Origin of the sequence: Herbaspirillum rhizosphaerae, assembly GCF_046025915.1 — a bacterium.
Classification (GTDB): Bacteria; Pseudomonadota; Gammaproteobacteria; order Burkholderiales; family Burkholderiaceae_D; genus Herbaspirillum; species Herbaspirillum rhizosphaerae_A.
The window spans coordinates 206,798-220,431 of record NZ_JAQQFR010000011.1; the positions used below are offsets into that span (position 1 = coordinate 206,798).

17 protein-coding genes are annotated in these 13,634 nt (G+C 57.1%); 13 read left to right on the plus strand and 4 right to left on the minus strand.

The features are described from left to right. Positions 1-45: 45 nt before the first annotated feature. Together trmL and PQR63_RS17530 are read right to left on the minus strand one after the other, a co-directional pair. Positions 46-528 (minus strand): tRNA (uridine(34)/cytosine(34)/5-carboxymethylaminomethyluridine(34)-2'-O)-methyltransferase TrmL, encoded by a 483-nt coding sequence (gene trmL / locus PQR63_RS17525; RefSeq protein WP_408169263.1) that lies wholly within the window; start codon positions 526-528, stop codon positions 46-48. Between the two features lie 48 nt (positions 529-576). Then, a complete protein-coding gene (locus PQR63_RS17530; protein WP_408169264.1) occupies positions 577-1,338 on the minus strand; it encodes a phosphoribosyltransferase family protein in 762 nt (253 codons plus the stop codon). Positions 1,339-1,436: 98 nt separating this feature from the next. Between PQR63_RS17530 and PQR63_RS17535 the strand changes: the two genes are divergently transcribed. The 8 genes from PQR63_RS17535 (at position 1,437) to PQR63_RS17570 (ending at position 7,908) form a co-directional block, all read left to right on the plus strand. Next, positions 1,437-2,372: a methyltransferase domain-containing protein gene (locus PQR63_RS17535; RefSeq protein WP_408169265.1), complete on the plus strand. Its 936-nt coding sequence runs from the start codon at positions 1,437-1,439 to the stop codon at positions 2,370-2,372. Positions 2,373-2,601: 229 nt separating this feature from the next. Beyond that, complete coding sequence (locus PQR63_RS17540) at positions 2,602-3,042, plus strand: DUF2244 domain-containing protein (protein ID WP_408169266.1); 441 nt, start codon at positions 2,602-2,604, stop codon at positions 3,040-3,042. A gap of 52 nt (positions 3,043-3,094) precedes the next feature. Next, a complete protein-coding gene (coxB, locus tag PQR63_RS17545) occupies positions 3,095-4,267 on the plus strand; it encodes a cytochrome c oxidase subunit II (protein ID WP_408169267.1) in 1,173 nt (390 codons plus the stop codon). A gap of 65 nt (positions 4,268-4,332) precedes the next feature. After that, a complete protein-coding gene (gene ctaD, locus PQR63_RS17550) occupies positions 4,333-5,952 on the plus strand; it encodes a cytochrome c oxidase subunit I (protein WP_408169268.1) in 1,620 nt (539 codons plus the stop codon). A gap of 32 nt (positions 5,953-5,984) precedes the next feature. Then, positions 5,985-6,092 carry a cytochrome oxidase small assembly protein gene (locus PQR63_RS17555; RefSeq protein WP_232511845.1) on the plus strand — a complete coding sequence of 36 codons (108 nt, stop codon included), beginning with the start codon at positions 5,985-5,987 and terminating at the stop codon, positions 6,090-6,092. Further along, the gene (locus PQR63_RS17560; protein ID WP_007879570.1) at positions 6,089-6,634 is read left to right on the plus strand and encodes a cytochrome c oxidase assembly protein; all 546 of its coding nucleotides are present in this window, start codon (positions 6,089-6,091) and stop codon (positions 6,632-6,634) included. Before PQR63_RS17555 ends, PQR63_RS17560 begins: the two co-directional genes overlap by 4 nt. A 62-nt stretch (positions 6,635-6,696) precedes the next feature. Next, positions 6,697-6,912 (plus strand): DUF2970 domain-containing protein, encoded by a 216-nt coding sequence (locus tag PQR63_RS17565; protein ID WP_007879574.1) that lies wholly within the window; start codon positions 6,697-6,699, stop codon positions 6,910-6,912. A 135-nt stretch (positions 6,913-7,047) separates the two neighbouring features. Further along, positions 7,048-7,908, plus strand: coding sequence for a cytochrome c oxidase subunit 3 (locus tag PQR63_RS17570; protein ID WP_408169269.1), 861 nt, complete (start codon positions 7,048-7,050; stop codon positions 7,906-7,908). Positions 7,909-8,047: 139 nt separating this feature from the next. Here PQR63_RS17570 and PQR63_RS17575 read toward each other — a convergent pair whose 3' ends face one another. Next, positions 8,048-8,248 carry a twin transmembrane helix small protein gene (locus PQR63_RS17575; RefSeq protein WP_408169270.1) on the minus strand — a complete coding sequence of 67 codons (201 nt, stop codon included), beginning with the start codon at positions 8,246-8,248 and terminating at the stop codon, positions 8,048-8,050. A 99-nt stretch (positions 8,249-8,347) separates the two neighbouring features. Here PQR63_RS17575 and PQR63_RS17580 point away from each other — a divergent pair, with 99 nt between their 5' ends. From PQR63_RS17580 to PQR63_RS17600, 5 genes are read left to right on the plus strand one after another with little or no spacing between them, the layout of a single operon-like run. After that, positions 8,348-9,067, plus strand: coding sequence for an SURF1 family protein (locus PQR63_RS17580; RefSeq protein ID WP_408169271.1), 720 nt, complete (start codon positions 8,348-8,350; stop codon positions 9,065-9,067). Continuing rightward, on the plus strand, positions 9,054-9,674 hold the full coding sequence (locus PQR63_RS17585; RefSeq protein ID WP_408169272.1) for an SCO family protein: 621 nt from the start codon (positions 9,054-9,056) through the stop codon (positions 9,672-9,674). Before PQR63_RS17580 ends, PQR63_RS17585 begins: the two co-directional genes overlap by 14 nt. A gap of 7 nt (positions 9,675-9,681) precedes the next feature. Next, positions 9,682-10,818, plus strand: coding sequence for a COX15/CtaA family protein (locus PQR63_RS17590; protein ID WP_408169273.1), 1,137 nt, complete (start codon positions 9,682-9,684; stop codon positions 10,816-10,818). A gap of 1 nt (position 10,819) precedes the next feature. Further along, positions 10,820-11,713, plus strand: a complete 894-nt coding sequence (cyoE, locus tag PQR63_RS17595) for a heme o synthase (RefSeq protein ID WP_408169274.1) — start codon at positions 10,820-10,822, stop codon at positions 11,711-11,713. After that, on the plus strand, positions 11,713-12,306 hold the full coding sequence (locus PQR63_RS17600) for an SCO family protein (protein ID WP_408169275.1): 594 nt from the start codon (positions 11,713-11,715) through the stop codon (positions 12,304-12,306). The genes cyoE and PQR63_RS17600 overlap by 1 nt, the downstream gene beginning before the upstream one ends. Positions 12,307-12,416: 110 nt before the next feature. Here PQR63_RS17600 and rpoH read toward each other — a convergent pair whose 3' ends face one another. Further along, positions 12,417-13,307: an RNA polymerase sigma factor RpoH gene (rpoH, locus tag PQR63_RS17605; RefSeq protein WP_408169276.1), complete on the minus strand. Its 891-nt coding sequence runs from the start codon at positions 13,305-13,307 to the stop codon at positions 12,417-12,419. Positions 13,308-13,634 lie beyond the last annotated feature (327 nt).

Consider the following 13,634-nt stretch of genomic DNA (forward strand, 5'->3'; position numbering starts at 1 on the left):
GGCCGCGTTTGCGGCCTTTTTTATTGCCCGAACCGGCCGGCGATGTCAGCTGCCGCCAGCAAAGCCATTCTGCCGCCACGCTTCATACACTACCACTGCAACCGTATTCGACAAGTTCAGGCTGCGATTGTCCGGCCGCATCGGCAGGCGGATGCGCTGACTGGTAGGGAAGGATTCACGCAGTTCCGGCGCCAGACCGCGCGTTTCTGCGCCGAACACGAACACGTCACCGGGACGGAAGGCGACTCCGGCAAACGGTGTCGAACCATGCGTGGTCAGCGCGAACATGCGCGCCTCATCAAATTGTGGATCGGCCCGGCGTTTCTCGATAAAGGCGTCCCAGTTGGGATGCACCTGCATGGTCGCGTAGTCATGATAATCCAGCCCCGCACGTCGCATCTTGGCGTCGTCAAGCGGAAAGCCGAGCGGCTCGATCAGGTGCAGTTGCGCGCCGGTGTTGGCGCACAGGCGGATGATGTTGCCGGTATTGGGTGGAATTTCCGGCTCGACCAGAACGACGTGAAACAAATGATTCTCCTTGAATGAAGCAACTGATGATGCAGGCGAGAGTTTGCGCTATTTCGATATCGTGCGGGAAAACACGATATTGGTCACGCGCCGGGCACCAAAGCGCTTGAGCGTGGAAGCGATTTCGTTCAGTGTCTCGCCGGTGGTGATGACGTCGTCGATCACGCCGATATGCGCGCCGCGCACGTAGTTCATCGCTTGCGTCGGCACCACGAAGGCGCGGCTGATGTTGCGTCGGCGCTCTTCGGTGGGTAGCGTCGCCTGGGCCAGGGTGTCGCGCAGGCGAACCAGCAGCGGCTCAAGCGGGATATTGAGTTGGCGCGACAGCGGCCGTGCGATCTCCAGAGATTGGTTGAAGCCGCGTTCCTGGAGTCGTGATTTTCCCAGCGGCACCGCTGTCAGCAGTGTCGGCAGCGCCAGGCCGCGGTCGGCGTAATGCACGGCTGCGTCCCGCAACATTCCGGCCATCAGGGGCGCCAGCGGCAGCTTTGCGCCGAACTTCAGTGCCAGCACCAACTGGTCGGCCGGTGCGGCATAGTCGGCTACCACGATGGTTGCGTCAAAGGCAGGCTTGTTCTTCAGACAGTCGCCGCAGCGGATTTCCTTTGCTGTGGTCGGAACCGGCATGGCGCATTGCACGCAGCGGCGTGGGCGCGTCGTGAAATGTTGTTCGTGGCAAGGCTCGCAGACGGCGTTACGGTCGGTTTGGCCGCACAGCACGCAGGATGACGGCAGCAGTTGCGGCAGCCAACGCGGCCACAACGGGCTTCCGGTCACGCTTTTAGTTACACCTTGCAGGCGGACGAACATGGGCGGGAGATCCTGACGGCTATGGCCGGGTTTGCACCAAAAATGGGGATTTGGACTACACTAGCGGCGATTATCTCATCTTGCCCGCCCGATTTTTCATGTCTTTGCCTCCGCCTAACGCCAGCGCCAAATTGAGCGCACCGATCGATCTGCCTTTGGTGCGTCGCCTGTTTTCCACACCGGCGCGCGTCGCTGAATCTGACTTTTTGCGCCGTGAAGTCTCGGCTCGCATGCAAGAGAAGCTGCTACTGATCAAAATCGAGCCTCAGCGTGTGCTGGACGCCGGGTGCGGCGAGGGCGCCGACATCGCCGTCCTGCAAAAACGCTTCGCCGATGCACAGATCATCGGCCTGGATGGCGCTTTCAGCATGCTGGCCGTTGCACAGCAGCGCCAACAGGCGGCGCAATCCGCCGTCAACCGCCTGCTGACCAAATGGTTGCCGTCGTCCGGTTCCGGCAGCGCCGGCAGCCTGGCGTGCGCCGATTTCGCCCAACTGCCGTTTGCCGCCAATGCGTTGGACGTGGTCTGGTCCAATCTGGCTTTGCAGTGGCATCCCCAGCCGGATCGCGTCTTTGCCGAATGGCGCCGCGTTCTGCGCGTTGAGGGTTTGCTGATGTTCTCCTGCTTCGGCCCGGATACCTTCAAGGAAGTGCGGGCGGCCTTCGAAACCGTGGATGCGGCCCCGCACAGCCTGCCGTTCGTTGATATGCATGACTTTGGCGACATGCTGGTCAATGCCGGTTTTTCCACGCCGGTCATGGATATGGAAAATATCACAGTCACCTACGAAACACCGCAGCGTCTGCTGGCAGATGTCGGCGCCTGGGGTGGCAATCCGCTTGAAAGCAGGCGGCGCGGCCTGCTCGGACGTGCTGCTTACGGCAAAGTAGTCAACGCACTGGAGCAATTGCGCGGCGCCGATGGCAAGATACCGCTGACGTTTGAAGTGATTTATGGCCACGCCTTCCGCCCGGTACCCAGGACCACCGCCAGCGGAGAGTCGATTATTCGTTTCGATTTACCGAAAAAATAGCCATGCGGGCCGCCGATTCGACATTTCATCGTGTTGTATCGTCGTCCGGAACGGATTTTTTTGGTGCAGGCGGATGCTTTCCGAAGGCTGAAAAGGCATTGTGTCAAGAGCGAAAAAGCGACTTTATTCCGCTTGATAACATTTATAGTTACCCCTTATACTCCGAGGGTTTTAGCTTGTGCGGACGTGCTCGACCTCGCGGTTTGGAGGGTAATAACAAGAGCATGCCGTGGTAAAGCGGGAGTGGATGTTGAAGCGCAACTGTTCGATTGCGCCGCACCAATTGGGGCAAGTTTTCGCGATCCTCTGCGCGGTTTCTTTGACAGTAGCGTTTATTTTCACTTTGCGTGGAGCCTGGTACATATTAGTTTTCTCTGTACTTGAGTTGTCCGCAGTCGGTTTTGCTTTTCTGATTTATGCACGTCATGCGACTGATCGCGAATATATCGCGCTGGTCGAAGATTGTTTGCTGGTCGAATTTGTACGCGCAGGAAAAACGAGTCGCTTCAGGCTCGATCTGCATAAGATACGAATCGAACCGGCAGGGTCTCACCGCAAATTGGTGAGGCTGGAGTCCTCTGGAATACGAGTCGATGTAGGTCGGTACCTGACGGAATGGAAGAGACGCGAGTTCGCACTGGAGCTGAGGCAGGAAATCAGCAAGCAGTAGCGTCAGGTAGTTGGCACAATTCTTATAATTATTTTGGGCTTTTGAGGAAATCATGATAATTGCGAAGCGCCTTCATTCTTTGCTGCTCGGTGCATCGCTCCTGGCGGCGTCAGTGCCGTCATGGGCATGGGGTGATAAAGTCGTCGATAGCAAGGGCGGTCCGGCCGTATTGCAGACTAATTTCCAGCCACCGGTCACGCAGATCGCTGAGCAGATCTATGATTTGCATCACCTGATGCTGATCATCTGCCTGGTGATTTTCCTCGCCGTGTTCGGCGTCATGTTTTACTCCATCCTCAAGCACCGCAAGTCCCTCGGCCACAAGTCGGCCAGTTTCCACGAAAGCACTACCGTTGAAATCGCCTGGACTGTGGTTCCTTTCCTGATCGTGATCGGCATGGCACTTCCCGCCACCAAGACCGTCGTCGCGATGAAAGACACTTCCAACGCCGACCTGACCATCAAGGTCACCGGCATGCAGTGGAAGTGGGGCTACGATTACCTCAAGGGCGAAGGCGAAGGCATTTCCTTCCTGTCCAATCTGGCCACCCCGCGTGAACAGATCGTCGACTCTTCGCTGAAGAAAAACGACAACTACCTGATCGAAGTCGACAATCCAGTCGTCGTGCCGGTCAACAAGAAGGTCCGCATCGTCACCACCGCCAACGACGTGATCCACTCGTGGACCATTCCGGCGTTCGGCGTGAAGCAGGATGCGATTCCCGGTTTCGTGCGCGACACCTGGTTCAAGGCCGAGAAGATCGGTACTTACCGCGGTCAGTGCGTTGAGCTGTGCGGCAAAGACCACGCCTTCATGCCTATCGTCGTCAATGTGGTCAGCGAAGCCGACTACAAGACCTGGGTCGAGGGCAAGAAAAAAGAAATGGCCGCCAAAGCCGATGATCCGACCAAGGTCTGGACCATCGACGAACTCAAGCAGCGCGGCGAAAAAGTCTACACCTCCAACTGCGTGGTTTGCCATCAGGCCAACGGCAAGGGCGTACCCGGCGCATTCCCTGCACTGGACGGCGACCCGGTCGTGAACGGTCCGAAGGCTGCGCAGATCAATACCGTGTTGAACGGCAAGAACGCGATGCCAGCCTGGAAGTCGGTACTGAACGACACTGAAATCGCTGCCGTGATTACCTACACACGCAACAGCTGGTCCAATAAAGCACAAGAAAATATCGTTCAACCAGCTGACGTACTGGCTGCGCGCAAGTAACTGAACTGAGTGAGAACCTGAGCGCTTACTTCGTACGCGCACATGTATCGAATTGGGAGACTGAAATGAGCACAACAGTAGTCGATCACGGCCACGATCATTCGCATGACCACGTACATGGTCACGATGATCACGGACATCATGACCACCCGCACGGCTGGCGCCGCTGGATCTTCGCCACCAATCACAAGGACATCGGCACGCTGTACCTGTGGTTCTCGTTCACCATGCTGCTTTCCGGCGGCGTGCTGGCGCTGCTGATCCGCGCTGAGCTGTTCCAGCCAGGCCTGCAATTCTTCCGCCCTGAATTCTTCAACCAGCTGACCACGATGCATGGTCTGGTGATGGTGTTCGGCGCGATCATGCCGGCCTTCGTCGGCTTCGCCAACTGGATGATTCCGCTGCAGATCGGCGCCTCCGACATGGCGTTCGCCCGCATGAATAACTTCTCGTTCTGGCTGTTGCCGCCTGCGGCACTGCTGCTGGCCGGTTCCTTCCTGGTGCCGGGCGGTGCGACTGCCGCCGGCTGGACCCTGTATGCGCCGCTGTCGACGCAAATGGGCCCTGGGATGGACATGGGTATTTTCGCGATGCACATCATGGGCGCATCGTCGATCATGGGTTCGATCAACATCATCGTCACCATCCTCAACATGCGCGCTCCCGGCATGACGCTGATGAAGATGCCGATGTTCTGCTGGACCTGGCTGATCACTGCTTACCTGCTGATCGCCGTGATGCCGGTGTTGGCTGGCGCGATCACGATGACGCTGACTGACCGTCATTTCGGTACGTCCTTCTTCAACGCAGCCGGCGGCGGCGATCCGGTGATGTATCAACACATCTTCTGGTTCTTCGGCCACCCTGAGGTCTACATCATGATTCTGCCTGCGTTCGGCATCGTGTCGCAGATCATCCCGGCCTTCGCCCGCAAGCAATTGTTTGGTTACGCTTCGATGGTCTACGCGACTGCATCGATCGCGATTCTGTCCTTCATCGTCTGGGCTCACCACATGTTCACCACCGGCATGCCGGTGACTGCACAGTTGTTCTTCATGTACGCCACGATGCTGATCGCCGTGCCGACCGGCGTGAAGATCTTCAACTGGATCGCAACGATGTGGCGCGGTTCGATGACATTTGAAACACCGATGCTGTTCTCGGTTGGCTTCATCTTCGTGTTCACCATGGGCGGCTTCACCGGCCTGATCCTGGCGGTGACCCCGATCGATATCCAGATGCAGGATACCTATTACGTGGTGGCGCACTTCCACTACGTGCTGGTGGCTGGTTCGCTGTTCGCGCTGTTCGCCGGTTTCTACTACTGGGGTCCGAAGTGGACTGGTTTCATGTACAACGAAACCCGCGGCAAGATCCACTTCTGGAACTCGCTGATCTGGTTCAACGTGACCTTCTTCCCGATGCACTTCCTGGGGTTGGCCGGCATGCCGCGTCGCTATGCCGACTATCCCGCGCAGTTCACCGACTTCAACATGCTCGCGACCATCGGCGCTTTCGGTTTCGGCCTGTCGCAGGTGTACTTCCTGTTCTTCGTCGTGATCCCGTCGATCAAGGGCGGCGTCAAGGCAGCAGACAAGCCATGGGAAGGTGCAGAAGGCCTGGAGTGGACAGTGCCGAGCCCGGCGCCTTTCCACACATTCGAAACGCCACCGACAGTTAAATAAAGGGAGCGGCAGGCTGGTCCTGCCCACTCTGTATGACAGATCGTAAAAAGCCGAATAATCTGCGCACAGGCTTGTTGCTGGCGCTGGTAGCAGCAGGGTTCTTCATAGGTATCTTCATTAACCGCATCTGGTTCAAATGACGACCGATCGCAAACTGAATCGGCAGATGCTGGGGAAGTTGCTGGTCATCGCCGTCCTGATGTTCGGATTCGGGTACGCGTTGATTCCCGTGTACAAGAAGATTTGTGAAGTGACCGGCGTCAATTTTCTGACGCCCAAGGATGTAACGGTCGAAGCGCCGACGAACAGCCAGATCGACAAAAGCCGTACCGTGACGATCGAGTTCGACGGCAATTCGCAAGGGCCTTGGCGCTTCCGCCCGACGGTGGCAAGCATGCAAGTGCATCCGGGCGAAATGACGCAGGTGCTGTACGAAGTGGTCAACACGCAGGCGCGCAGCGTCGATGCGCAGGCAATACCGAGTTACGCGCCGCAGCAGTCGGCGGCCTTCTTCAAGAAGGTGGAGTGCTTCTGTTTTACGCAACAAACTCTGGGGCCGAATGAGGCCAAGCAGATGCCGGTGGTGTTCTACATCGATCCGGCGCTGCCCAAGGATGTGAAGACAATTACGCTGTCTTATACCTTCTTCGAAATTGAAGGATTGAACAAGAAGGCAAGCTGAGGCAAACCGGCGGCAGACATCTGCTTCCTGCAGTAACAGAAGTCCCGGAAGGAAAGCGGCAAATGAGCGACTTGAAAGACGCAACGCAGCGCAAGGCATCATTTGCGGCGACGATGAAGGCGGTGTTCTGGTCCTTCTTCGGCGTGCGCAAGCGCAGCGATTACGAAAGCGATGCCGCCAAGCTGAATCCGCTGCATGTCATTATTGCCGGCGTCATCGGTGCAGCGATTTTTGTGACCGTATTGGTGTTGATAGTAAAGATGGTGGTGGCTCAGTAAGGCTGAGTAAAAACATAGTAAGGCACAGTAAAAACAAGCACTCGATGAAGTGCGACTGTGCAACCAAGGGATGTGGCAGTGCCAGTCTGAAGCAGTCATTTATAAAAGATCCGAATTTTGTATTGGGAGATGGAGATGAGTTCTCAACACGCTAAAGCACCGTACTATTTCGTACCAGGTCCATCACAATGGCCGGTGCTGGCGGGCATATCGATGCTGGTCACCATGGCCGGCGCTTCGGCCTGGGTCAACGGCCATTCCTGGGGTATGGCGCTCAACATTATCGGCATCCTCGCGGTGCTGGTGGTGCTGTACAAGTGGTTTGGCCAGGCCATCGGCGAGTCCGAGTCCGGCCAGTACAGCGAGCGCATCGACGCCTCCTTCCGCTGGAGCATGGGCTGGTTCATTTTCTCGGAAGTGATGTTCTTCGCCGCCTTCTTCGGCGCACTGTTCTATGCGCGCAGCATCACCATGCCATGGCTGGCCGATCTGGATCACAAGGTGATCTGGCCCGACTTTGCTGCGCACTGGGGTAATGCCGGTCCGGCCGGTACGATCGAATCGTTCCAGACCATGGGCCCGTTCCCGATCCCGACCATCAATACGGCCTTGCTGTTGCTGTCGGGCGTGACGCTGACGATTTCGCATCACGCGCTGCGCGCCGGTCATCGCACCCAGACTGCGATCTGGCTGTTTGCAACGATCCTGCTGGGCGCGATCTTCATGGGCTTCCAGGCTTATGAGTATCACCACGCCTACAGCGAACTGAACCTGAAGCTGACCTCGGGCGTTTATGGTTCGACCTTCTTCATGCTGACCGGCTTCCACGGTTTCCACGTGACGATGGGCGCGATCATGTTGTCGGTGGTGCTGTATCGCTTACTGCGCGGCCACTTCACGCCGGAGCATCACTTCGCCTTCGAAGGCGCCGCCTGGTACTGGCACTTTGTGGACGTAGTCTGGCTGGGCCTGTATGTCGTGGTCTACTGGCTGTAAAGATCAGGCAGTCAGCCAGCAAAAAAGCCGCACTTCGGTGCGGCTTTTTTACGATCAGACGATGGCTCGAAAATAATTGAGAAACGTGTAACCTTCCGGTTGATTCTTTGTCGAAGCAGCCGGATTCCCCAGCGCGACGTCAGCGGAGTCCGGTGGGCTGGATCAGACCGAATTTATATGCCACCAGCAGCAAGATAAACAGCAGCACCGAAAAGCCGACGCGCAATGTAAGCGCATACACCGTACGGTTACTCTTGCCCTTGTCGCGCATCAGGAACAAGAACGCGGAAGCAAGGCTACCGAGGATCAGGATGAAAGCAATGGCGACGATGATTTTCATGGCGGAGTCTGTCTCGGAAGCGGAAGCGTCTCCATCGGCGGCCTGCAAAATCGTATGCCGCGTAGAGACTATTGTTGTATTGAGTGAAATGACATTGTAATGCCAATCAGATTCCGGGTTAGATGGGTTCCGCTGGTCGCGACGCTGATTGTTGCGGCCATCGGCGTATCGCTGGGGCAGTGGCAGACGCGCCGCGGCGACGAGAAACAGGCGATCCAGAACAAAATGGCAGAACGTCAGGCCGCACCTGCAATGACGCTGACCGGCAATGCGCAGCAACTGGACGTGGGGCAGAGTGAATACCGGCATGTCCGGGTGAAGGGCGAATTCATCTCTGCGTGGACCAGCTATCTCGACAATCGCCCCTACAATGGTGCGCCGGGATTCTACGTCCTGACCCCGTTTAAAATAGCGGACTCGGATGCCTCGGTACTCATCGAACGTGGCTGGACGCCGCGCGACATCACCGACCGCACCAAGGTGCCCGTGCTGCCGACACCAACGGGCGTTGTCGAGATCGAAGGCGTGATCCGCCGCGATGCCGGCCACTTGCTGCAACTCGGCACCGCAGAGGCACCGAAGCCGGGCGCGATCATGCAGAATCTGGATCTTCCGGCCTATGCCGCTGCCAGCAAGTTGAAGCTCGCTCCCTTCCTCATCGAGCAGGGAGGCGCGATGAAAGACGGATTGGTGCGCGACTGGCCCGCGCCGTCGCTGGGTATTGAACGTCATCGCGGCTACGCCGTGCAATGGTATGCGCTGGCCTTGATGGCCGTTATTTTCTTTGTTGTGACAGGATTTCGAAGTGGAAAAAAGTAAAGTACAGACGCCACAAATTCAGCCAGAAGTACAACGCAAACGCGGCCGCTGGAAGCTGCTCCTGGTCGTCGCCGTGTGCGCCGCGCCGATGATCGGTTCCTACCTTACCTATTACGTGATCAAGCCGCAAAGCCGCACCAACTACGGCGCGCTGATCGACCCACGTCAATATCCCATTCCTGCGCTCGGCAGTACTGAGCTCGACGGCAAGCCGGCCAAGCTGGAAGACTACAAGGGTAGATGGGTGATGCTGCAGGTGGCCGGTGGCGAGTGCGATGACGCCTGCAAGACGCGTCTGTTTGCCATGCGCCAGCTGCGGCTGATGCAAGGCAAGGAAATGGAACGCATCGAACGCGTCTGGTTGATTACCGACGCCAAGCCGCTCGATACTGTGCTCATGCGCGAATACGACGGTACCGACATGTTGCGCGTCGATGCAAAATTGTTGAAGGCATGGCTGCCGACCGACGAAGGTACCTCAATGGAAGATCACATCTACCTCATCGATCCTCTGGGCAACCTGATGATGCGCTTCCCCAAGGATGCGGATCCCAACAAGATGAAAAAAGACATCAGCAAACTGTTGCGCGCCTCGGCGATAGGGTGATGCCGTTATGCTGATTCAACTTGCCATCATGGGTTTGCTGGTCGCGCTGATTCCGCTGACGCTGACCTGGGTTTCCAACGACGTCAACAAATACCGGAAGCTGGTCTGGGTCACGCTGTTCCTGACCTTCGACCTCATCATGTTCGGCGCTTTCACGCGTCTGACCGATTCCGGACTCGGTTGCCCCGACTGGCCGGGCTGTTACGGTCACTCCAATCCGTTGTTGGCGCATGAGCACATCAGCGCTGCGCAAGAGGCCATGCCGACTGGTCCCGTGACGGTTGCCAAAGCCTGGATCGAAATGATCCATCGCTATCTGGCAATGGCGGTCGGCGTGTTGATCATTACCTTGATGGTGATTGCATGGCGACGCTGGATCAAATCCCGGCACATTGAAATCAAGTTTCGGCCGTGGTTTCCGAGCGCGCTGTTTTTGTTCGTATGTCTGCAGGGCGCGTTCGGAGCCTGGACTGTGACCATGAAGTTGCAACCTATCATCGTCACCATTCACCTGCTGCTTGGCCTGACGCTATTGGCGATGCTGGCCTGGCTGGGCGCGCAACAGAATGAGCATGTGCCGGTATCGGCGCTGGGACGGGCATTGGCATGGCCGGCATTGATCGGGATGTTGCTGTTGGTCGTGCAGATTGCACTGGGCGGCTGGGTCAGCACCAATTATGCGGCGTTGGCCTGCAATGATTTCCCCTTGTGCCATGGCACGGTGATTCCGCAGATGGACTTTGAAAACGGCTTTACCCTGTGGCGTCATCTGGGCAAGACCGCCGACGGTGAATATCTGCCGTTTCCGGCCCTGACAGCGATTCATTGGGTGCACCGTTCCTTTGCTTTTGTGGTCATCGCCTATGTCGCCTGGCTGGCGCACAAGGCGCTCAAGGATGCGGGCTTGCGCAAAACCGGGCGTTGGCTGCTGATCGTGATCGCACTGCAACTGGTGACGGGTTTGTCGACGATTTACCTGAACTGGCCGCTGGCGATTGCCGTTATGCACAACGGTGGGGCAGCCTTACTTCTGCTTTTGCTGGTCATGCTAAACTACAAGGCTAGGTACGCACCGCTTGCCGAGGGGAAAACGGCCCGTATTTCCGTCCTGCGTGCAGGGGAAAACACCGCGCCGACAATCTGACATGACCACATTGACCGTACAAACCAACCGAATTGCCCAGTATTGGGCGCTGACCAAGCCGCGCGTGACCCAGCTCGCGGTGTTCTGCGCCGTCATCGGCATGTTCCTGGCCACGCCGGAATTGCCGGACTGGCGCAAGGTCGTGTTCGGCACGATCGGCATCTGGCTGCTGGCCGGTGCTGCATTCGCCATCAATTGCCTGGTGGAACGCGAAATCGATTCGCGCATGGCCCGTACCGCACGCCGCCCGATGGCGCGCGGCGAAATCACCGTCACGCAGACGCTGGTATTTTCCGGCGTGATCGGCGGCATGGGCATGTGGGTGCTGTACAACCTGGTCAATCCACTCACCATGTGGCTGACACTGGCGACCTTCGTCGGCTACGCCGTCATTTATACGATCATCCTCAAACCGTCGACGCCGCAAAATATCGTCATCGGCGGCTTGTCCGGCGCAATGCCGCCGGCATTGGGTTGGGCTGCAGTTGCCAATGATGTACCAATGCAAGCCTGGATTCTGGTGCTGATCATCTTCATCTGGACGCCGCCGCATTTCTGGGCGCTGGCCATGTATCGCCGCGACGACTATGCAAAATCCGGCTTGCCGATGCTGCCGGTCACGCACGGCATGAAGTTCACGCAACTGCAGATCCTGCTGTACACGATCGCACTGTTCGCCACCACCATGCTGCCTTTCGCCGTCGGCATGAGCGGCCTGATCTATCTTGCCAGCGCTGTCGTGCTGGGCGGAATTTTCTTCTATTACTCCTGGCAGATCTATCGCCACTACACGGACTTGATCGCGCGCAAGGCGTTTACCTATTCGATCATTTATCTGTCCCTGTTATTTGCTGTACTGCTGGTCGACCACTATTTCCTGTTCAGGACTTTCTGATGAAGCGTTTGCGTTCGTTGTTGCCGGCAGCGTTGCTGGCCTTGTCCACATTGATGCTGGCTGCTTGCCAAGGCAATACCGAGAAGTTCGTCAACACCGATGTCACGGGCCTGGAATACGCAAAAGACTTCGCCCTGACCGACCACAACGGCAAGCCGCGTACCTTGGCTGACTTCAAGGGCAAGGCGGTCGTGATGTTCTTCGGTTACACGCAATGCCCGGATGTCTGCCCAACCACGATGGCCGAGATGGCCAATGTGATGAAGGAGCTTGGCCCACAAGCCGACAAGGTGCAGGTATTGTTCGTCACTGTCGATCCGGCGCGCGATACGCCGCAGATTCTGTCGCAGTACGTACCGGCTTTCGACAAGCGTTTCCTCGGCTTGTATGGCGATGAGGCTGCCACCGCAAAGGTCGCCAAGGAATTCAAGGTGTTCTTCCAGAAGGTGCCGGGCAAGACGCCGGGCAGCTACACCATGGATCACACCGCCGGAAGCTATGTCTTCGATCCGCGGGGACACATCCGTTTGTTCGTCAAGCATGGCCAGGGCGCTGAGCCCATCGTGCATGATTTGAAATTGCTGTTGTCGTAAGCGATGCCGCATTGAATGCTGCGAAGGCGGCGGACAAAAGATAGAAGATGCAGGCAAAAGAAAAGGCGCTCAAAGAGCGCCTTTTTCATTACTACGGATGACTTTGCAGATCAGGAAAACGCTTGCAGCGCGCCCTTCATCTTCTTCAGGGCAACCGCTTCGATCTGACGAATGCGTTCGGCAGACACGCCGAATTCATCAGCCAGTTCGTGCAATGTAGCGCCGCTGCCGTCGTCGTTTGCCAACCAGCGTGCTTCCACGATGCGGCGCGAACGATCATCCAGCTTGCTCAACGCCACTTCCAGACCTTCCGATTGCAGACGGTCGTATTGCTTGGCTTCCATCACACGGGTCGGTTCGCTGTTGTCCGAGGACAGATAAGCGATTGGCGCGAATTTGTCATCTTCGTCGTCGGTCGGCGCTTCCAGTGCCACGTCGCGGCCGGACAGACGGGTTTCCATCTCGATGACTTCTTCACGCTTCACGTCCAGCGTCTTGGCCAGCGCGTCGACTTGCGCCGGCGTCATGGCGTCCAGACCTTCCTTGTGGCTGCGCAGGTTGAAGAACAGTTTGCGTTGAGCCTTGGTGGTCGCCACTTTGACCAGACGCCAGTTCTTCAGGATGTACTCGTGCATCTCGGCCTTGATCCAGTGCATCGCGTACGACACGAGACGCACGTTTTGATCCGGATCGAAGCGTTTGACTGCTTTCATCAGGCCGATATTGCCTTCCTGGATCAGGTCGGCGTGCGGCAGGCCGTAGCCCAGATAGCCGCGAGCGATCGAGACCACAAGGCGCAAGTGCGACAGCACCAGTTTTTGCGCTGCAGCGAGGTCATTCTTGTCGCGCAGACTTTGCGCGAGCGACACTTCTTCAGCCTGCGTCAGCATAGGCAGGCGATTGACGGCCGAAATGTAGGCGTCAATATTGCCCAGGCTGCCGGAGAAGCCGAGCGCAAGCGCATTGGTCTCGACGGGCATAAGTGCAGTAGCTGATTTCATTGATTCTCCTTGGTTCCTAAATGAGGAAGCGATGCATAAATTAAGCAGTTGCTTTAAAGCTGGAGTATTTCTATCAACTATTCTAGCACTCCTTCCAGGGGAGTGCTAATAACGAATCTGGAAGGGAGGAATAGCTAAATTCTATGGTTGTTTTTAATGCAATTGGCTTTCATCGCAAGAATTAGAGGGAATCTGAGGGGCAAAGTTGCTTCTTTCAAGAAGAAAGCTGTAACAATTTTTGCAGGGCAACAATGAACAAAGGCCGTCATTTTTATCGAAAAATGACGGCCTTGCTTGCGGAGGGCAGAACGCTGAAGGGGCGAGGGA